The organism is Pseudomonas sp. B21-036 (assembly GCF_024748925.1).
In the GTDB taxonomy this organism is placed as follows: Bacteria; Pseudomonadota; Gammaproteobacteria; order Pseudomonadales; family Pseudomonadaceae; genus Aquipseudomonas; species Aquipseudomonas palmensis.
The window spans coordinates 1,037,457-1,056,501 of the sequence record NZ_CP087178.1 but is presented as its reverse complement, the minus strand read 5'-3'; the positions used below and the strand labels follow the sequence as shown (position 1 = coordinate 1,056,501).

General features: G+C 64.6%; 16 protein-coding genes. 2 read left to right on the top strand and 14 right to left on the bottom strand.

Annotation, left to right across the window (positions count from 1 at the left end):
• Nucleotides 1-188 precede the first annotated feature (188 nt).
• Both LOY33_RS04635 and LOY33_RS04630 read left to right on the top strand, forming a co-directional pair.
• The gene (locus LOY33_RS04635) at nt 189-2,480 is read left to right on the top strand and encodes a TonB-dependent siderophore receptor (RefSeq protein ID WP_058541413.1); all 2,292 of its coding nucleotides are present in this window, start codon (nt 189-191) and stop codon (nt 2,478-2,480) included.
• 106 nt (nt 2,481-2,586) lie between these two features.
• Nucleotides 2,587-5,136, top strand: coding sequence for a sulfite reductase flavoprotein subunit alpha (locus LOY33_RS04630; RefSeq protein ID WP_196932729.1), 2,550 nt, complete (start codon nt 2,587-2,589; stop codon nt 5,134-5,136).
• Between the two features lie 78 nt (nt 5,137-5,214).
• On the opposite strand, the gene LOY33_RS04625 is transcribed toward LOY33_RS04630, so the two are convergent.
• The 14 genes from LOY33_RS04625 to hscA all read right to left on the bottom strand — a co-directional run bounded on the left by LOY33_RS04625 (nt 5,215) and on the right by hscA (nt 19,017).
• The gene (locus LOY33_RS04625; protein WP_043862515.1) at nt 5,215-6,006 is read right to left on the bottom strand and encodes an amidohydrolase; all 792 of its coding nucleotides are present in this window, start codon (nt 6,004-6,006) and stop codon (nt 5,215-5,217) included.
• Nucleotides 5,994-7,142: a pyridoxal phosphate-dependent aminotransferase gene (locus LOY33_RS04620; protein WP_258661927.1), complete on the bottom strand. Its 1,149-nt coding sequence runs from the start codon at nt 7,140-7,142 to the stop codon at nt 5,994-5,996. The genes LOY33_RS04625 and LOY33_RS04620 overlap by 13 nt, the downstream gene beginning before the upstream one ends.
• 145 nt (nt 7,143-7,287) lie before the next feature.
• Nucleotides 7,288-8,751 (bottom strand): ribosome biogenesis GTPase Der, encoded by a 1,464-nt coding sequence (gene der, locus LOY33_RS04615; protein ID WP_043862517.1) that lies wholly within the window; start codon nt 8,749-8,751, stop codon nt 7,288-7,290.
• A 117-nt stretch (nt 8,752-8,868) separates the two neighbouring features.
• Nucleotides 8,869-10,020: an outer membrane protein assembly factor BamB gene (gene bamB / locus LOY33_RS04610; protein WP_043862518.1), complete on the bottom strand. Its 1,152-nt coding sequence runs from the start codon at nt 10,018-10,020 to the stop codon at nt 8,869-8,871.
• Entirely contained in the window at nt 10,013-10,654 is a 642-nt protein-coding gene (locus LOY33_RS04605; RefSeq protein WP_043862519.1) for a tetratricopeptide repeat protein, read from the bottom strand. The genes bamB and LOY33_RS04605 overlap by 8 nt, the downstream gene beginning before the upstream one ends.
• A gap of 39 nt (nt 10,655-10,693) precedes the next feature.
• Nucleotides 10,694-11,983 carry a histidine--tRNA ligase gene (hisS, locus tag LOY33_RS04600; protein ID WP_054916601.1) on the bottom strand — a complete coding sequence of 430 codons (1,290 nt, stop codon included), beginning with the start codon at nt 11,981-11,983 and terminating at the stop codon, nt 10,694-10,696.
• A 28-nt stretch (nt 11,984-12,011) separates the two neighbouring features.
• A complete protein-coding gene (gene ispG, locus LOY33_RS04595) occupies nt 12,012-13,121 on the bottom strand; it encodes a flavodoxin-dependent (E)-4-hydroxy-3-methylbut-2-enyl-diphosphate synthase (RefSeq protein WP_043862521.1) in 1,110 nt (369 codons plus the stop codon).
• Between the two features lie 3 nt (nt 13,122-13,124).
• Nucleotides 13,125-14,135, bottom strand: coding sequence for a RodZ family helix-turn-helix domain-containing protein (locus LOY33_RS04590; RefSeq protein WP_258661924.1), 1,011 nt, complete (start codon nt 14,133-14,135; stop codon nt 13,125-13,127).
• A complete protein-coding gene (pilW, locus tag LOY33_RS04585; protein ID WP_043864471.1) occupies nt 14,135-14,893 on the bottom strand; it encodes a type IV pilus biogenesis/stability protein PilW in 759 nt (252 codons plus the stop codon). Before pilW ends, LOY33_RS04590 begins: the two co-directional genes overlap by 1 nt.
• A gap of 7 nt (nt 14,894-14,900) precedes the next feature.
• Nucleotides 14,901-16,049 carry a 23S rRNA (adenine(2503)-C(2))-methyltransferase RlmN gene (gene rlmN / locus LOY33_RS04580; protein ID WP_054916603.1) on the bottom strand — a complete coding sequence of 383 codons (1,149 nt, stop codon included), beginning with the start codon at nt 16,047-16,049 and terminating at the stop codon, nt 14,901-14,903.
• 28 nt (nt 16,050-16,077) lie between these two features.
• Entirely contained in the window at nt 16,078-16,503 is a 426-nt protein-coding gene (gene ndk / locus LOY33_RS04575; RefSeq protein ID WP_043864469.1) for a nucleoside-diphosphate kinase, read from the bottom strand.
• 91 nt (nt 16,504-16,594) lie between these two features.
• A complete protein-coding gene (gene iscX, locus LOY33_RS04570) occupies nt 16,595-16,795 on the bottom strand; it encodes a Fe-S cluster assembly protein IscX (protein WP_054916604.1) in 201 nt (66 codons plus the stop codon).
• 14 nt (nt 16,796-16,809) lie between these two features.
• A complete protein-coding gene (gene fdx / locus LOY33_RS04565) occupies nt 16,810-17,151 on the bottom strand; it encodes an ISC system 2Fe-2S type ferredoxin (RefSeq protein WP_043864467.1) in 342 nt (113 codons plus the stop codon).
• Nucleotides 17,152-17,154: 3 nt separating this feature from the next.
• A complete protein-coding gene (gene hscA / locus LOY33_RS04560) occupies nt 17,155-19,017 on the bottom strand; it encodes a Fe-S protein assembly chaperone HscA (RefSeq protein WP_043864466.1) in 1,863 nt (620 codons plus the stop codon).
• Nucleotides 19,018-19,045: the final 28 nt, after the last annotated feature.

The window sequence follows — 19,045 nt, the reverse complement described above, 5'->3', positions numbered from 1 at the left end:
CGTCAATGGTATTGATTCTTATTGAACCAGTACAAGCCCCTTGCGAGGGGCGGGACGTTTCAGCAGGCATAAACCGCCACACAAAGGTGTAAAGAATGTAAATTCAGTACGAATAGCAATTGATCTCAATTGTTACTCATATTTGTTTACATTATATTTCGGCGCCTTCACACCTTGGGGACCTTCCGATGTCGCGCCATTACGTGCCTACCGCTGTCAGTTCACCACGCCTGCTTGCTTCTGCCATCGGGGTCGCGTTGAGCGCCACGTCCGCCGGCCACCTGGCCTATGCGGCCGACGCAGCCCCGGCCACAAGCGGCTCGATCGCGCTGGATGCCACCAGCATCAATGGCCAGGCCGATACCGCCAGCACCGACTACAAGGTCGAGAAGTCCTCATCGCAGAAGTACACGGCGCCGCTGGTGGACATCCCGCGCAGCGTGACCGTGGTGCCGCAACAGGTCATCAAGGACACCAACGCCCTGACCCTGCAGGATGCCCTGCGTACCGTGCCGGGCATCACCATGGGCGCCGGCGAAGGCGGCAACCCGTCGGGTGATCGCCCGTTCATTCGCGGCTTCGACTCGCAAGGCTCGATGTACCTGGACGGCGTGCGTGACGTGGGCTCGCAGACCCGCGAGATCTTCGCCATCGAATCGGTTGAAGTGGCCAAGGGCCCCAACTCGACCATCGGCGGGCGCGGTGCAGCCGGTGGCACCATCAACCTGGTGACCAAGAAGGCCCACCTGGGCAACAGCACCGACGGTGCCTTCACCTGGGGCTCGGACCAGACCAAGCGCTACACCTTCGATGGCAACTACCAGTTCCTCGACACCGCAGCGTTTCGCCTGAACCTGATGAGCCACGAAAGCAACGTGGCCGGTCGCGACGAGGTCAACTACGACCGCTGGGGCGTGGCCCCGTCCCTGGTGTTCGGCCTGGGCACCCCGACCCGCGTGAGCCTGGACTACTACCACGTGGAGAGCGACGACCTGCCGGATTCGGGCATCCCCTACGGCCTGCGCTCGGGCAGCACCGCCGGGCGCACCTCGGCCAACCCGGACAAGCCTGACGATGGCGGCCGCAGCAGCAACTACTACGGCCTGGTCGATCGCGACTTCTACAAGACCCGTGCCGATATCGCGACCATCGCCGTCGAGCACGACCTGAACGATGCGCTGACCCTCAAGAACACCCTGCGCCACGGCAACACCCTGCAAGACTTCATCTACAGCCAGCCCGACGACAGCAAGGGCAACATCCTCAACGGTGAAGTCTGGCGCCGCCCGAACAACCGCGTGGCCAACACCCGCACCACCACCAACCAGACCGACCTGTTCGGCGAGGTGTACATCGGCGGGTTCAAGAACACCTTCTCCACCGGTATCGAGCTGAGCCGCGAGGCCTCCACCAAGGAAGGCTACGACATCACCGGCTTCCGTTCCGGCAACTGCTCTTCGGCCACCGGCCAGATCCCGGGTGTGTGCACCTCGTTCCCCAATCCCAACCCGAACGAGGCCTGGGGCGGCGACGTGACCCGTACCGATGCCGGCGCCGACACCACCAGCAGCACCCGCGCCATCTACCTGACCGATACCCTGGAGCTGAACCCGGCCTGGCTGCTGACCATGGGCCTGCGCTACGACCACTTCGACACCAAGGCCAAGACCAAGGTGGCGGGCGGTGCGACCAGCTTCAAGACCGAAGACACCAGCGAGTTCGTGACCGGCCAGCTGGGCCTGACCTGGAAGCCGACCGACAACGGCAGCGTGTACATCTCGTATGCGACCTCGGCCACCCCGGCCGGCGCTTCGCTGGGTGAAGGCAGCGACGGCAACCCGCTGCTGACGCCGACCACCACCAGCGACCTGAAGGCCGAAGAGACCACCAACTACGAAATCGGCACCAAGTGGGACCTGCTCGATCAGCGTCTGAACCTGACCGCCGCGATCTTCCGCACCGAGAAGGAAAACGCCCGCGTACTGGTCGATGCCAACACCTACCAGAACGCCGGCAAGAGCCGCGTCGATGGCCTGGAGCTGACCGCCACCGGCAAGCTGACCAATGACTGGCAGGTATTCGCCGGCTACACCTACATGGACGCCAAGCTGGTCGACGGTGGCGCGCAGTCGGTCGGCGGTGTGCTGGTGGACGGCTACAACGACGGCAACCAGATGCCCAACACGCCGAACAACAGCCTGACCCTGTGGACCACCTACAACGTCACGCCAAAACTCACCCTCGGCGGTGGTGCCTTCTACGTCGACGACGTGTTCGGCAACGTGACCAACAGCGTGATGGTCGATTCGTACTGGCGCTACGACGCCATGGCCAGCTACAAGCTGACCAAGAACGTCGACCTGCAGCTGAACGTGCAGAACCTCACCAACGAGGTCTACTACGACAAGGCCTACGCGGCGCACTACGCCAACCAGGCGGCCGGTCGCACGGCGCTGCTGACCACCAGCTTCCACTTCTGACGGCAGCTGGCAGGCCCGGCCCCGTTCACTTCGGTGATCGGGGCCTTTGTGTATCAAGGCATAATGCGCGGCGCATTCACGCAACCCGCAACACAAGGTGGTCGATGTGGTGAAGAAAAGCCTGTTTCAACTGCACTGGTTCTTCGGCATCACCGCCGGGCTGGTGCTGGCGCTGATGGGAGTGACCGGGGCAACCTGGTCGTTCCAGGACGAATTGCTGCGCCTGTTCAACCCACAGGTGCTCAAGGTGCAGGTGCGCGACGAAGGCGTGCTGCCGCCGGCCGAACTGGTGCGCCGCGTCGAGGCCGAACAGGGCGACAAGGTGTCGATGCTGTGGGTGAACGTGCGCAGCGACGAAGCTGCGCGCATCTTCTTCACCCCACCGCCGGGCGAGCGCCGCGGCACCCTGCGCTATGCCGACCCCTACACCGGCAAGCTGCAGCCCCCGGTCAGTGGCCAGGGGTTCTTCGACCTGATGCTGCAGTTGCACCGCTTCCTCGCCATGGGCGACACCGGCCGGCAGATCACCGGTGCCTGTACCCTGATGCTGATCTTCTTCTGCCTGTCGGGGCTGTACCTGCGCTGGCCGCGCCAGGCGCTGAACTGGCGAACCTGGCTGACCCTGGACTGGGCGAAGAAAGGTCGTGCCTTCAACTGGGACCTGCACGCGGTGGCCGGTACCTGGTGCCTGCTGTTCTACCTGCTGTTTGCCCTGACCGGGTTGTTCTGGTCCTACGAGTGGTACCGCGAGGGGCTGAACCGGTTGCTGGGCGATGCACCGGCCGCTGGCGAACAGCGCAAGCGCGGCGAAGGCCGTGGCCGCCCGCCCGCACCCGGCAAGGATGCGGCGCCGCTGGTGGTGGACTACGACGCCATCTGGACCAGCCTGCAGGCAGCGGCCGGCCCGGGCCTGCGCACCTACAACCTGCGCCTGCCACCGGCCGGCGGCCAGCCCGCCACCCTGTTCTACCTGCTCGACAACGCCGAGCACGAGCGCGCGCTCAACACCCTGAGCCTGGACCCGGCCACCGGCGCGGTACGCCAGCACGATCGCTACGCCGACAAGTCGTTCAAGGCGCAGCTGCTGGCCAGCGTGTATGCCCTGCATGTGGGCAGCTACTTCGGGCTCACCGGGCGCATCCTGGTGACCCTCGCCAGCCTGAGCATGCCGCTGTTCTTCATCACCGGCTGGCTGCTGTACCTGGACCGCAGGCGCAAGAAGCGCCAGGTACGCGAGGCGCGCAAGGGCCTGAACCCGGCCGGCGACACAGGCAACGGATGGCTGGTGGGGTTTGCCAGCCAGAGCGGCTTCGCCGAACAACTGGCCTGGCAGAGCGCCGGGCAACTGCAGGCGGCGGGCCTGGCGGTGCGCGTGCAGCCCCTGGCGACGCTGACCGAAACCGATCTGCAGCAGGCGCAACGCGCGCTGTTCGTGGTCAGCACCTTTGGCGACGGCGAGGCGCCGGACAGCGCCCGCGGCTTCGAGCGCAAGGTGCTTGGCCAGCCGTGGACGCTGGGTAACCTGAACTACGCCCTGCTCGCACTGGGAGACCGCCAGTACCCGCATTTCTGCGGGTTTGCGCGCAGCTTGCAGCACTGGCTGGAGGCTCGCGGTGCCACCGCCAGTTTCTCTGCCGTGGAAGTCGACAGTGCAGATCCTGCTGCCTTGCAGCAATGGCAGCAGCAATTGGCGGCATTGACCGGCGCAGCGCCGCTGTCTGCCTGGCAGCCGCCGCAGTTCAGCGCCTGGACCTTGACCCGACGCGAGCTGCTCAACCCCGGCAGCCAGGGCGCACCGGTGTACCTGCTCGGCCTGCAACCGTCGCAGCCAGAGCGCTGGGATGCCGGGGACCTGGTCGATGTACTGCCGCGCAATGCCGGTTCGACGGTCAAGGCGTTGCTCGACGGGCTTGGCCTTGAGCCTCACACGCCTGTGCGAGTGGACGGCCTGGAGGAGCGCCTGGACCATGCACTGGGCGGGCGGCTGTTGCCGGCCAGCCGCGGCCACCTGATCGGCCTGCACGCGCAGGCGCTGGTGGATGCGTTGATCCCGGTGGCAGCGCGCGAATACTCCATCGCCTCGATTGCCAGTGATGGTGTGCTGGAGCTGATCGTGCGCCAGGAGCGTCATCCGGACGGCACGCTGGGCCTGGGCTCGGGCTGGTTGACCGAACACCTGGCGCTGGGCGCGAGCGTGAGCGTGCGGTTGCGCCGCAACAGCGGTTTCCATCTGCCGACGGCTCCGGCACCGATGATCCTGATCGGCAACGGTACCGGGCTGGCCGGGTTGCGCAGCCTGCTGAGGGCGCGAATCGTGGACGGCGAGCAACGCAACTGGCTGCTGTTTGGCGAACGTAACCGGGCGCATGACTTCCTGTGCGAGGAGGAACTGCAGGGCTGGCTGGCGAGTGGTGAACTGGCGCGGCTGGACCTGGCGTTCTCGCGGGACCAGGCGCAGAAGGTGTATGTGCAGGATCGGCTGCGCGAACAGGCTGATGAGCTGCGCCGATGGCTGGCGGAGGGAGCGTCGATCTATATCTGCGGCAGCCTTGAAGGCATGGCGGCGGGTGTGGATGCGGTGCTGGCCGAGGTGCTGGGGGCTGAAGAGCTTGAGCAGTTGATCGAGCTGGGGCGGTACCGGCGGGATGTGTATTGAGCGTCACTCTTCGCCGGCAAGGCCGGCGCCTACGGGGCTGGTGGATGCCCGTAGACGCCGGCCTTGCCGGCGAAGGGGTCAGTGCAGGTCGAAGGTGTCGGCATCCAGGTTGGCCGGGAACCGCGTGCGGTATGCGGCAAGGTCCGCCGCACTCAGCACCACGGTGAACACGCCGTCTGCCTCGCCGGCACTGAGCAGGCTCTCGCCCTGGAAGTCCAGCACCTGGCTGTCGCCGCTGTAGCCAAAGCCCTTGCCATCGGTGCCCACGCGGTTCACCGCCGCCACATAGCACAGGTTCTCGATGCCCCGTGCCGGCAGCAGGCGGTTCCAGTGCAGGCGCCGTGCCGCCGGCCAGTTGGCGGTGTACAGCAGCAGGTCGGTGTCCTGTGCATCGCGGCTCCACACCGGGAAGCGCAGGTCGTAGCAGATCAGCGGGCGCACCCGCCACCCCTTGAGCTCGAACTGCACCTGGCGCTCGCCGGGGGTGTAATGCTTGTGCTCGCCGGCCATGCGGAACAGGTGGCGCTTGTCGTAGAACAGGATCTCGCCGTCCGGGCGCGCCCACAGCAGGCGGTTGCGGTGGCTGCCGTCCTCGGCCTGGATGATCACGCTGCCGGTCACCACGGCATCGAGCTTCCTGGCCTGGCTCTTGAGCCATTTGTAGGTGGGGCCGTTTTCCGGCTCGGCCAGGCTTTCGGAGTCCATCGAAAAACCGGTGGTGAACATCTCCGGCAGGATGATCAGGTCCGCGCCGCGGGCCTGCTCCAGCAGCACCTCGAAATGCTCGTAGTTGGCCATGCGGTCCTGCCAGGCCAGGCTGGTCTGCACCAGCGCCACGGTCAAGTTGGGCAATGTACTCAGATCGCGCATAGTTTTTCCGCTGCCTGACGCAGCGTCTCCTCGCGTTTGGCGAAACACAGGCGCACCAGGCGCTGCTCGGGAATGGGTTGCTGGTAGAACACCGACACCGGAATGGTCGCCACGCCGTGTTCGCGGGTCAGCCATACCGACATCTGCACGTCGTCGAGGTCCGGGCGAATCGCCGAATAGTCCACCAGCTGGAAATACGTACCGGCCACCGGCTTGAACTGGAAGCGAGAGCCTTGCAGCAGGCCACAGAACAGGTCGCGCTTGGCCTGGTAGAACGCCGGCAGCTCTTCGACATGTTCCGGGTGCTCGGCCATGAAATCGGCCAGCGCCCACTGCAGCGGCGTCACGCCGCAGAAGTTGACGTACTGATGCACCTTGCGCAACTCGGCACTCAGGGCTGGCGGCGCGATCACATAGCCGGTCTTCCAGCCGGTCACGTGGTAGGTCTTGCCGAACGAACTGACCACGAAGGCCCGCGCGTACAGGGCTTCGTGGGCCAGCACGCTGGCGTGGCGCGCGCCGTCGTACACCAGGTGCTCGTACACCTCGTCGCTGAGCACATAGATGTCACGGTCGGCGATCAGCGCCGCCAGCTGGTCCAGCTCGGCACGGGTAATCAGCGCGCCGCTGGGGTTGTGCGGCGAGTTGATGACGATCATGCGGGTACGCGGGCTCAGCGCATCGCTGAGTTTCTGCCAGTCGATGGCAAAGCTGTCGGCGCCCAGTTGCACGTGCACGCAACGGCCACCGGCCAGTTCCACGGCGGGTTCGTAGCTGTCGTAGCAGGGGTCGAAGACGATGACTTCGTCGCCGGGGCGGATCACCGCGTGGATGGCGCAGAAGATCGCGGCCGTGGCGCCGGGGGTGATGGTCACCTCGTGGTCGGCATCGACCGTCACGCCATACTGGCGAGTGACCTTGGCCGCTACCTGCTGACGCAGGGCCGGCAGGCCGGTCATGGGGGAATACTGGTTGTGGCCGGCACTGATGTGCCGCCCTACCGCGTCCAGCAGCGCTTGCGGGCCGTTGAAATCGGGAAAGCCCTGGGACAGGTTCAGGGCGCCGGTTTGCACGGCGAGCTGGGACATGGTGGTAAAGATGGTGGTGCCGACGTTCGGCAACTTGCTGCTGATCATGGAGCCCTCTTTCCTGCGCGGTCAGGCCCCGAGCATAGCGGATTGGACCGCCAGGTTGTAGGAGCCAGCGTTGCTGGCGAAAGGGTAAGCGCGGTTCAGTTGATCCGCGCTGCCCATTTCGCCGGCAAGGCCGGCTCCCGCACCATCAGCGCTTGTCCTTGCGCTTCTTGGCCGACTTCTTGTGGTGCGACATCAGGCGGCGCTTCTTGTTGACCTGGCGGTCGGTCAGGGTGTTCTTGTTGCCTTCGTACGGGTTCTCGCCACCCTTGTACTCGATGCGAATCGGCGTACCGACCAGCTTGAGCACACGGCGGTAGGTGTTTTCCAGGTAGCGCGAGTAGGACTTGGGCACCTTCTCCACCTGGTTGCCGTGGATCACGATGATCGGCGGGTTGGCACCCCCCAGGTGGGCATAGCGCAGCTTGATGCGACGGCTGTTGACCATCGGCGGCTGGTGCTCGCTGACCGCGTCTTCGAGGATCTGGGTCAGGCGGCTGGTCGGCCAGCGGGTGACCGCCGACTTGAACGAGTTCTGCACCGACTGGTACAGGTTGCCCACGCCAGTGCCGTGCAGTGCCGAAATGAAGTGAATGTCGGCGAAGTCGACGAAGAACAGCCGTCGTTCCAGCTCGGTCTTCACGTAGTCACGCTCGCCCGGCTGCATGCCATCCCACTTGTTGAGCGCGATCACGATGGCGCGACCGGCTTCCAGGGCGAAGCCCAGCAGGTTCAGGTCGTGGTCCACCACGCCTTCGCGGGCATCCATGACGAAGATCACCACGTTGGCGTCCTTGATCGCCTGCAGGGTCTTGACCACCGAGAACTTTTCGACTTCCTCGTGGATCTTGCCGCGCTTGCGCACACCGGCGGTGTCGATCAGCGTGTACTTCTCGTCATTGCGCTCGAAGGGAATGTAGATGCTGTCGCGGGTGGTGCCGGGCTGGTCGTACACGATCACACGGTCTTCACCGAGCATGCGGTTGACCAGGGTCGACTTGCCGACGTTGGGGCGACCGATGATGGCGATCTTGATGCCATCCTTCTCGCTGGGGCCAGGAATGCGCACGGCTTCCTCGCCCTCGGCGACGTTCATGTCGATCTCTTCTTCTTCCTTGTCCCGCGGGAAGTCGCTGAGCACAGCCTCGAGCAGGTTGTTCACGCCACGGCCCTGGGCGCCGGCCACGCCGATGGCGTTGCCCATACCCAACGGTGCGAACTCGGCAATGGCGGTGTTCGGGTCGATGTTGTCGATCTTGTTGGCCACCAGGAACGAGCGCTTGTTGCGCTTGCGCAGGTGCTCGGAAATCATCTGGTCGGCAGCGGTCAGACCGGCACGGGCATCGACCAGGAACAGCACCACATCGGCTTCTTCGATGGCCAGCAGCGACTGCTCGGCCATTTTTTCGTCCATGCCATGTTCGTCACCGGAGATACCACCGGTGTCGACCAGGATGTAGGAGCGCCCTTGCCAGCGCGCCTCGCCATATTGACGGTCACGGGTCAGGCCAGACAGGTCGCCAACGATGGCATCGCGGGTCCTGGTCAGGCGGTTGAACATTGTAGATTTGCCGACGTTCGGTCGGCCCACCAGGGCGATTACGGGAACCATGCGGCTCTCCACTGCTTGAATTCAAAAAATACAAAGGCCGCTGCAGTGCAGCGGCCGGAGTTCGGGCGGCGCCCCGAAGGCGCCGCAGCCCGAGGCCCGCAGGCCTCAAGCATAGACTCAGCGAATGGTCAGCGCCTCGAGTTTGCCGCTGTTGCCAAACACATAAATCATGTCACCTACCACCAGCGGGCGTGCACGCAGGCCATCGCTGTCGATGCGCTCGCGACCCACGAAGCGGCCGTCCACCTGGCTCAGCAGGTGCAGGTAACCTTCCAGGTCACCCACGGCCACGTAGCTGGAGAACACTTCCGGTGCCGACAGCTGGCGACGGGCCAGCGAGTCGTTGCTCCACAGCGCCGACGAAGAACGCTCGTCGATGCCTTCGACCGTACCGGACGCCAGGCTCACGTAGACGTTGCCAAAGCCCTGGGCCACACCGGCATAGCTGGAGGCATCGCGCTGCCACAGCACGCGACCGCTTTCCAGCTCGAGGCCGGCGACACGCCCCTGGTAGCTGGCCACGTACAGCACACCGCCCGACAGCAGCAGGCCGCCGTCGATATCCACCACGCGGTCCAGCTCGGAACGCCCTTGCGGAACGGCAACACGTTGCTCCCAGACCGGCACGCCGTTCTGGGTGTCCAGCGCCACGACCTTGCCGGTCGAGAGGCCGGCCACGGCCAGGCGGTTGGTCACGATCGGCGCACCGGTACCGCGCAGGGTCAGTACGGCCGGGGTGCTTTCGTAGATCCAGCGGCGGTCGCCGGTGCTGGCATCCAGGGCGATCACGCGATCGTCCTGGGTCTGCACCACCACCACGTCACCGTTGGTCGCCGGGGGCGCCAGTACTTCACTGGTGACCCGCGCACGCCACTTTTCTTCGCCGGTGCTGGCATCCATGGCGATCACTTCACCCTTGAGGGTGCCGAGCATGACCAGGCCGTAGCCGACACCCACCGCACCGGATACCGGCAGGTCGAGGTCTTTCTTCCAGATCACGTCGCCGTTCATGCGGTCCAGCGCCATCACCACGCCGGTCACATCGGCGGCGTAGATGCGGTCGTTCTCGATGGCCGGGACGAGCATGTTGAAGCTCTCGCCCTGGCCGTCACCGATCGAACGGCTCCACTGCTTCTTCAGTACCACCTCTTCGGTGAACTTGGTCAGCTCGGCCGGCGGCAGTTCCTTTTTGCTGTTGCTGCTGCAACCAACGGCCAGAAGGGCCACGGCCAGCACTGCTGCATGTTTCCAACCGATCACGTCACGCATCCCCTTTGGCAAGGTCGTCGAGCTTGAGTTGCAGGCCACCGATCGCGGCGTCATCCGACAGCGCGGCCTTGGCCTTCTGATACGCGGCGTGAGCATCATCGGCGCGACCCAGCTGTACCAGCAGGTCGCCCTTGAGTTCTTCACGGCTGGCCAGGAAGGCCTTGTCGGCATCGCCATCGAGCAGCTTCAGGGCGTCATCGACCTTGTTCTGCGCGGCCAGTACACGGGCCAGGCGCTGACGGGCAATTTCGCCCAGGGTGGCGTCGGCCGGCTTGTCGAGCACGCTTTTCAGTTCGCTGGCGGCGTCGTCGAGCTTGCCGCTCTCGACCGCCACCTTGGCCACGAACAGGCTGGCGTACTGCGCGTAGGCCGTGCCGCCGAACTCGCTCTTGAGCTTGCCCGACAGGTCCGCGACCTGGGCCATGTCCGGCTGGCCGGTCGGCGTCAGGGTGGTTTCAAGCAGGGCCTGATAAAGGTTCGAAGCACCTTGGGACTGGTTGCCCTGGTACTTCTGCCAGGTCTGCCAGCCCAACACTACCACCAGCGCCAACAGGCCACCGGTCAGCAGTGGTTTGCCGTTGCGCTGCCACCAATCCTTGAATGCGGCCAGTTGTTCATCATCGCTACTCGACACCCCAATACTCCTTTTCACCAAATCGGCTGTTGACCCGCTTCACGCCTGCGCGAGGGAAGCTTCCAGGTGCTCGGCCAGAGCATCCCAGGCAATGTTTTGTTGCTCGCCCTGACCACGCAGGGGTTTGAAACCTACCACTTGTTGCGCCAGTTCGTCGTCCCCCAGGATCAAGGCATACAGAGCGTTGCTCTTGTCGGCCTTCTTGAACTGGCTCTTGAAGCTGCCGCCACCGGCATTGACCTGCAGGCGCAAGCCCGGCAGGCGGTCACGCAGACGCTCGCTCAGGGCCAGCCCGGCGAGTTCGGCCTGTTCGCCAAAGGCGCACAGGTAGACGTCGATCTGACGCGAAATCGACTCGGGCACCTGGCCCAGGGTCTCGATCAGCAGCAGCAGACGCTCGATGCCCATGGCAAAACCCACGCCCGGGGTCGGCTTGCCGCCCATCTGCTCGACCAGGCCGTCGTAGCGGCCACCGGCACATACGGTGCCCTGGGACCCGAGCTTGTCGGTGACCCACTCGAACACGGTCTTGCTGTAGTAGTCCAGGCCACGCACCAGCTTGGTGTTGATCACGAACGGAATGCCGGCGGCGTCCAGACGAGCCTTGAGGCCCTCGAAGTGCACGCGCGATTCTTCGTCCAGGTAGTCTTCGAGCTTCGGTGCACCCACCAGCGCCGCCTGGGTGTTGGCGTCCTTGCTGTCGAGGATGCGCAGCGGATTGGTCTTGAGGCGACGTTGGCTGTCTTCGTCCAGTTGCTCCAGGCGCGCCGAGAGGAACTCGACCAGCGCGTCACGGTAACGGCCGCGGGCTTCGCTGGTACCCAGGCTGTTGAGTTCGAGCTTGACCGCATCGCGGATGCCCAGCAGGCCCCACAGGCGCCAGGTGAGCACGATCAGCTCGGCGTCGATGTCCGGGCCATCGAGGTTGAACACCTCCAGGCCGATCTGGTGGAACTGGCGATAGCGGCCCTTCTGCGGGCGCTCGTGGCGGAACATCTGGCCGATGTACCAGAGCTTCTGCACCTGGCCACCACCGCTGATGCCGTGTTCGAGCACGGCGCGCACACAGGCGGCGGTGCCTTCGGGGCGCAGGGTCAGGGAGTCGCCGTTGCGATCGGCGAAGGTGTACATCTCTTTTTCGACGATGTCGGTCACTTCACCGATGGAGCGCTTGAACAGCTCGGTCGGCTCGACGATCGGGGTGCGGATCTGGCGATAGCCGTAGGTGTCCAGCAGGCCGGCCACGGTGCTCTCGAAATAGCGCCACAGCGGGGTCTGCTCGGGCAGGATGTCGTTCATGCCACGAATGGCTTGCAGCGATTTGCTCACGGTAAATCCTTAACGAAATCGGTGTCGGTCAACCGCGGGCAATCACTGCCGCGTCGGCCTCGGCCTTCTCGGCCGCTTTCTGGCGGATGAGTTTTTCCAGCTCATCCACCAGGTTGTCATTGGTCAGCTTCTGCGCCGGCTTGCCATCGATGTAGATCAGGTTCGGCGTGCCGCCGGTGAGCCCCACGTGGGCTTCCTTGGCTTCGCCGGGGCCGTTGACCACACAGCCGATCACCGCCACGTCCAGCGGTACCAGCAGGTCTTCGAGGCGCCCTTCTAGCTCGTTCATGGTCTTGACCACATCGAAGTTCTGCCGCGAGCAGCTCGGGCAGGCGATGAAGTTGATGCCACGCGAACGCAGGTGCAGCGACTTGAGGATGTCGTAGCCGACCTTCACTTCCTCGACCGGGTCGGCGGCAAGCGAGATGCGGATAGTATCGCCAATCCCTTCGGCAAGCAGCATACCGAGGCCCACGGCCGATTTCACCGTGCCCGAGCGCAGGCCGCCGGCTTCGGTGATGCCCAGGTGCAGCGGCTGCACGATCTGCTTGGCCAGCAGGCGATAGGCCTCGACGGCCATGAACACGTCGGAGGCCTTCACGCTGACCTTGAAGTCCTGGAAGTCCAGGCGATCGAGGTGCTCCACATGACGCATGGCCGACTCGACCAGCGCCGCCGGGGTGGGCTCGCCGTACTTCTTCTGCAGGTCCTTTTCCAGGGAGCCGGCGTTGACGCCGATACGGATAGGGATGCCGCGATCACGCGCGGCATCCACCACCGCACGCACGCGGTCTTCACGGCCGATGTTGCCGGGGTTGATGCGCAGGCAGTCCACACCCAGCTCGGCCACGCGCAAGGCGATGCGGTAGTCGAAGTGGATATCGGCCACCAGCGGCACGCTGACCCGCTGCTTGATGCGGCCGAAGGCTTCGGCCGCGTCCATGTCCGGTACCGAGACGCGCACGATGTCGACGCCGGCATCCACCAGGCGGGTGATCTGTGCGACGGTGGCATCGACGTCGTTGGTGTCGGTGTTGGTCATGCTCTGGACGGCGATGGGTGCATCGCCGCCGACAGGCACATTACCTACCCAGATTTTGCGCGATTCGCGACGTTTGATCGGAGATTCGCCGTGCATGACTTATTGTCCCAACTTCAGGCGAGCAGTCTCGCCACTGGTGAACGGCGCCACGTCGACGGGCTGGCCGTTGAAACTGATCTGTGCGCCACGGGCAAAGCCCAGGCGTACCGCGAACGGCGGCTTGCCGGTGAGCTCGAGGGTCTCGCCCTTGCGCTTGGTGGCATTGACCAGCACCTTGCCGTTGCCGTCGGTGACCGAAGTCCAGCAATCGGCAACGAACTGCATGTGCAACGAGGCGCTGCCGGCAGCCGGTGCAGCCGCTGGCGCAGCGGGGGTGGCGGGGGTGGCGGGGTTGACAGGCGCAGGGGCGGCTGCCACAGCCGGGGCGCTGGCCGCAGGGGCCGGCGCTACGGGAGCCGGGGCTACGGGTTCGGCAGGCGCAGCTGGCGCCGGGTTGCTGGCGGCCGGGGCCTGTGCGGCAGCCTCGTCGGTGGCAGGCTGGGCCTGCTCGGCCGGTGTGCTGGCAGCCGGCGCTTCCTGGCTTTGGGCCACGGCCTGGTCTTCAGGCTCGTCCAGCGGGTGGATCTGGGTGGTACCGTCGGCGCTCTCGACCTCGACGTGTTCCATGGCCAGGCTGGCCAGGTCCTTGCCGCGCAGGCTGGTCTGGTCCTGCCACCAGAAGAAGCCACCGCCGATCACCAGGATCAGCAGCAACAGGCTGACGATGCGCAGGATGTTGTGCGACAGGCGTACCGGCTCTTCGATACGCCCCAGCGCATGCACGTCGCTGCCCTGGGAATTGCTGCCGGTGGCCTGGTCGAAGGCCAGCACCAGTTCGGCCTGGTCCATCTCGAACAGCTTGGCGTAGGCACGGATATAGCCACGGGCGAAGGTATGCCCTGGCAGCTTGTCGAACGCGCCGGTTTCAAGGTTGTTCAGGGAACTCACGGTCAGGTTGAGCTTGCGGGCCACTTCGGCCTGCGACAAGCCCTTGCTTTCACGGGCCTGACGCAAGGTCTCACCGGGATTCTGGCGAGTCGCTGCTGCTACTTCGGGATGCGCCGCTTTCATCATTGCTCCGACAGGTATTGCTGATATTCCGGCGTACCGGGATAAAGTCGTTGTAATTGCACGCCCAGTTCGGCGGCCTTGTCAGGTTCTTCGAATACAGTTGCCAGGCGCGAACCCAGCAGCAGGCTGCGGGGGCCGTGATCGCTCAGCTGGCTGAAACGATCGTAGTAGTCGCGCGCCGGCACATAATGCCTGTCTTCGTAAGACAACTCAGCCATTTCGAGCAACGCGCGCGGTTGCTGCTGGTTGAGCCGTAAAGCCTTTTGCAGGTGTTCACGCGCCTGCTCGCGCTGACCCAGCTTGATGGCGGTCAGGCCAAGGTTCTCGAAAACCCGGGAGCGTTCAGGATACAGGGTATCGGCCGCCGCTTGGCGAAACATCTGCTGCGCCTGGGCATAGCGCCCCTGCGCATATAGGAAACTGCCGAAATTGTTGCGAATACGGGGGTCGTCGGGGTTGGCAGCCAGGGCCTTGCGGTAATACCCCTCGGCCAGCGCCGGCTCGTCCTCGCGCTGGAACACCAGGGCCAGCGCGGCATTGGCTGCCGGGTCGCGAGCGTCCAGTTCAAGGGCCTTTTTCAGCGGCACCTTGGCGCGTTCGGTCAAACCTTGTTGCAAATAACCCAGGCCCAGCTGCACATAGGCCTGGCGTGCCTCTTCGCGCCCCTTGCCGCTTTGCAGCGGGTCGGAACTGCCGCTGCCGACGCAGCCGGCAAGCAGCGTCAGCAACAGGGTTGGCAGCGCGGCGCGCAGGCCCATGTCGGCCTCAGTTGCCCGCCGCGCCGGTTTGCGGCATATCGGCGTCGGCATTGAGCTGCCGTACCGCGATATAGCGCTCACTGCGGCGCGTGCGGTCCATCACCTGCCCCACCAGCTGACCACAGGCCGCGTCGATGTCCTCGCCACGGGTGGTGCGCACGGTAACGTTGTAGCCGGCCTGGTGCAGGTGGTCCTGGAAGCGGCGGATCGCGTTGTTGCTCGGACGCTCGTAGCCGGAGTGCGGGAACGGGTTGAACGGAATCAGGTTGATCTTGCACGGGATGTTCTTGAGCAGCTCGACCATCTCGACCGCGTGCTCGAGCTTGTCGTTGACGTCCTTGAGCAGGGTGTACTCGATGGTCAGCACACGCTTCTCGCCGAGTTCGGCCATGTAGCGCATGCACGACTCGAGCAGCATCTTGAGCGGGTACTTCTTGTTGATCGGTACCAGCTCGTTGCGCAGGGCGTCGTTGGGTGCGTGCAGCGACAGCGCCAGGGACACGTCGATGTGCTTGGCCAGCTGGTCGATCATCGGCACCACGCCGGAGGTGGACAGGGTCACACGGCGCTTGGAAATGCCGTAGCCCAGGTCGTCCATCATCAGGTGCATGGCGGCGACCACGTTGTCGAAGTTGAGCAGCGGCTCACCCATGCCCATCATCACCACGTTGGTGATGGCGCGGTCGATGGTGGCGGGAATGCTGCCGAACGACTTGTTGGCAATCCACACCTGGCCGATCACTTCGGCGGCGGTGAGGTTGCTGTTGAATCCTTGCTTGCCGGTGGAGCAGAAACTGCAGTCCAGGGCGCAACCGGCCTGGGACGAGACACACAGGGTGCCACGCTTGCCCTGGGGGATGTACACGGTCTCGACGCAGCTGCCGGACGCCACGCGCACCACCCACTTGCGGGTGCCGTCGCTGGATATGTCCTCGCTGACCACTTCGGGGCCGCGAATCTCGGCAACGGCCTTGAGCTTCTCGCGCAGGGCCTTGCCGACATTCGTCATGGCGTCGAAATCATCGACGCCAAAGTGGTGAATCCATTTCATTACCTGGCCGGCACGGAAACGCTTCTCCCCGATGGACTCGAAGAATTTTTCCATTTCCGGCTGGGTCAGGCCCAACAGGTTAGTTTTACCAGTCGATGTCGTCATGGATTCACCCTCACTCGTAAGCTGTCGCTTAGCGAGCGGTTACCTCGGTAGCTGCGAAGAAGTACGAGATTTCGCGAGCAGCAGCGGCTTCGGAGTCCGAACCGTGAACGGCGTTGGCGTCGATCGACTCGGCGAAGTCGGCACGGATGGTACCGGCAGCAGCTTCTTTAGGGTTGGTGGCGCCCATCAGCTCACGGTTCAGAGCGATGGCGTTTTCGCCTTCCAGAACCTGTACAACGACCGGGCCGGAGATCATGAAGGCAACCAGGTCACCGAAGAAGCCGCGCTCTTTGTGCTCGGCGTAGAAGCCTTCGGCTTCGGCTTTGGACAGTTGCTTGAGTTTCGAGGCAACGACGCGCAGGCCGGCTTTTTCGAAACGGGTGGTGATCTCGCCGATCACGTTCTTGGCAACGGCGTCAGGCTTGATGATGGAGAAAGTACGTTGAACAGCCATGGTGTAACTCCAGAAACAGTAAGTGAAGCGAAAAATTAAACCCGCGAATTATACGCGGGTTCCGGGGGATTGCCTAACCTGCCGAGTGCGCTCAGTCGGCTTCTTCGATCCAGGCGGCCTGAATGGCTTCAAGCACCTTCTCTCCGCCACGGTTCGGATCGTCGCTGAAGTCGGGCAGGGCCTGCACCCAGCGGCTCAGTTCGACGAAATTCACGTAGCGAGGATCGACTTGCGGCTTGCTTTCGGCAAGCTGAATTGCAATTTCAAGTACATCAACCCATTTCAGGCTCATGATGACTCCAACGGTCAGTGCGGCGCTTCGGCGGCGTGGTTGAGCGAGTATTTCGGGATCTCGACGGTCACGTCCTCGGTGCCGACCTTGGCCTGGCAGGTCAGGCGCGACGTGGGCTCCAGGCCCCAGGCGCGGTCGAGGTAGTCCTCTTCCAGCTCGTCGGCCTCGTTCAGCGAGTTGAAACCCTCGCGGATCACGCAGTGGCACGTGGTGCAGGCGCAGACGCCGCCGCAGGCGCTTTCGATCTCGATGTGGTTGTCATGGGCCACTTCAAGGATGGACTTACCGGTTTCGGCCTCCACCACCATTCCGTCCGGACAGAACTTCTCGTGGGGCAGAAAAATCACCTGCGGCATCAGTTATTCCTCGATCTCATTCAGGTTGCGCCCGGCCAAAGCGGCTTTTACCGTCGAATCAAGGCGACGGGCGGCAAAGGCATCGGTCACTTGCGACAGACGCTTGGTCTGCTGCTCGATGGCGGCGCCATCGGTACCGTTCATCAAATCACGCAAGTCTTGCATCTGTTGTTCGATCGCCAGGCGCTCTTCGGCGTCCAGCAGGCGCTCGCCATCGGCGTCCAGCGCGCCCTGCACCGCTTCGAGCAGACGCTCGGCGTCGACCTGGTGCTCGCGCAGCTGGCGCGCCACCTTGTCGTAGCCGGCATGCTCGAAGGAGTCCTTGAGCATGCGAGTGATCTCGCCGTCGGTCAGGCCGTAGGACGGCTTGACCTGAATGCTCGATTCCACACCCGAGCCCAGCTCGCGCGCCGAAACGCTGAGCAGGCCGTCGGCGTCGACCTGGAAGGTGACGCGAATCTTCGCCGCACCGGCCACCATGGCCGGAATGCCGCGCAGCTCGAAGCGCGCCAGGGAGCGGCAGTCGCTGATCAGCTCACGCTCGCCCTGCAGCACGTGGATCATCATGGCCGACTGGCCATCCTTGTACGTGGTGAATTCCTGGGCACGGGCAACCGGGATGGTGGTGTTGCGCGGGATCACCTTCTCCATCAACCCGCCCATGGTTTCCAGCCCCAGGGACAGCGGAATCACGTCGAGCAGCAGCAGTTCGCCGCCGTCGCGCTTGTTGCCGGCCAGGGTATCGGCCTGGATCGCGGCGCCGATGGCCACCACCTGATCGGGGTCGATCTCGGTCAGCGGGGTACGCCCGAACAGCGCGCCCACCGCCTCGCGCACACGCGGCACGCGAGTGGAACCACCGACCATGACCACGGCTTCGACTTCATCCAGCTCGATGCCACTGTCGCGCACGGCGCGGCGACAGGCCTTGAGGCTGCGCGCCACCATCGGTTCGATCAGCGCGTCGAAGCCGGCACGGGTCAACTCGCCCTGCCAGGCGCCATGGCTCACGGACACGACATCGCTGTTGGTCAACGCTTCCTTGGCCGCACAGGCAGCTTGCAGCAGTTGACGCTGGGTGCCGGGGTCGAGGTCGGCAGACAGGCCCGCCTGCTCGATGATCCAGCCGGCCACCGCATGGTCGAAGTCATCGCCGCCCAGGGCGCTGTCGCCGCCGGTGGCCATCACCTCGAACACACCGCCGGTCAGGCGCAGGATGGAAATGTCGAAGGTGCCGCCGCCCAGGTCATAGATGGCCACCACGCCTTCGGCGTTCTGGTCCAGGCCATAGGCCACAGCCGCAGCGGTCGGTTCGTTGAGCAGGCGCAGCACGTTCAGCCCGGCCAGGCGCGCAGCGTCCTTGGTGGCCTGGCGCTGAGCGTCGTCGAAGTACGCCGGCACGGTGATCACCGCGCCGACCAGCTCGCCACCCAGGGTGGCTTCGGCGCGCTGGCGCAGCACCTTGAGAATGTCGGCCGAGACTTCCACCGGGCTTTTCGGGCCCTGCACCGTGTCGATGAACGGCATATGCGACTCGCCGCCGACAAAGCGGTAGGGCAGTTGCTCGCCCAGTTGCTTGACGTCGGCCAGGCCGCGCCCCATCAGGCGCTTGACCGACAGCACGGTGTTCAGCGGGTCGCTGGAGGCCGCGTCACGGGCACTGTAGCCCACGTCGACATGGTTGGCGTGATAGCGCACCGCCGACGGCAGGATGACCCGGCCCTCGGCGTCTGGCAGCGGTTCGGAAATGCCGCTGCGCAATGCAGCGACCAGCGAATTGGTGGTGCCAAGGTCAATGCCCACGGCCAGGCGGCGCTGATGGGGCTGTGGCGTCTGACCGGGTTCGGCGATCTGCAGTAGGGCCATGCTTATCTGATACCAGGGGTGTCGCCAA

Excerpts from the sequence above, each read along its gene's own strand:
- LOY33_RS04635 (WP_058541413.1), top strand. The coding sequence starts at position 189 with ATGTCGCGCCATTACGTGCCTACCGCTGTCAGTTCACCACGCCTGCTT.
- LOY33_RS04625 (WP_043862515.1), bottom strand. The coding sequence starts at position 6,006 with ATGCGCGATCTGAGTACATTGCCCAACTTGACCGTGGCGCTGGTGCAG.
- LOY33_RS04620 (WP_258661927.1), bottom strand. The coding sequence starts at position 7,142 with ATGATCAGCAGCAAGTTGCCGAACGTCGGCACCACCATCTTTACCACC.
- der (WP_043862517.1), bottom strand. The coding sequence starts at position 8,751 with ATGGTTCCCGTAATCGCCCTGGTGGGCCGACCGAACGTCGGCAAATCT.
- bamB (WP_043862518.1), bottom strand. The coding sequence starts at position 10,020 with ATGCGTGACGTGATCGGTTGGAAACATGCAGCAGTGCTGGCCGTGGCC.
- ispG (WP_043862521.1), bottom strand. The coding sequence starts at position 13,121 with ATGCACGGCGAATCTCCGATCAAACGTCGCGAATCGCGCAAAATCTGG.
- LOY33_RS04590 (WP_258661924.1), bottom strand. The coding sequence starts at position 14,135 with ATGAAAGCGGCGCATCCCGAAGTAGCAGCAGCGACTCGCCAGAATCCC.
- pilW (WP_043864471.1), bottom strand. The coding sequence starts at position 14,893 with ATGGGCCTGCGCGCCGCGCTGCCAACCCTGTTGCTGACGCTGCTTGCC.
- rlmN (WP_054916603.1), bottom strand. The coding sequence starts at position 16,049 with ATGACGACATCGACTGGTAAAACTAACCTGTTGGGCCTGACCCAGCCG.
- ndk (WP_043864469.1), bottom strand. The coding sequence starts at position 16,503 with ATGGCTGTTCAACGTACTTTCTCCATCATCAAGCCTGACGCCGTTGCC.
- iscX (WP_054916604.1), bottom strand. The coding sequence starts at position 16,795 with ATGAGCCTGAAATGGGTTGATGTACTTGAAATTGCAATTCAGCTTGCC.
- fdx (WP_043864467.1), bottom strand. The coding sequence starts at position 17,151 with ATGCCGCAGGTGATTTTTCTGCCCCACGAGAAGTTCTGTCCGGACGGA.
- hscA (WP_043864466.1), bottom strand. The coding sequence starts at position 19,017 with ATGGCCCTACTGCAGATCGCCGAACCCGGTCAGACGCCACAGCCCCAT.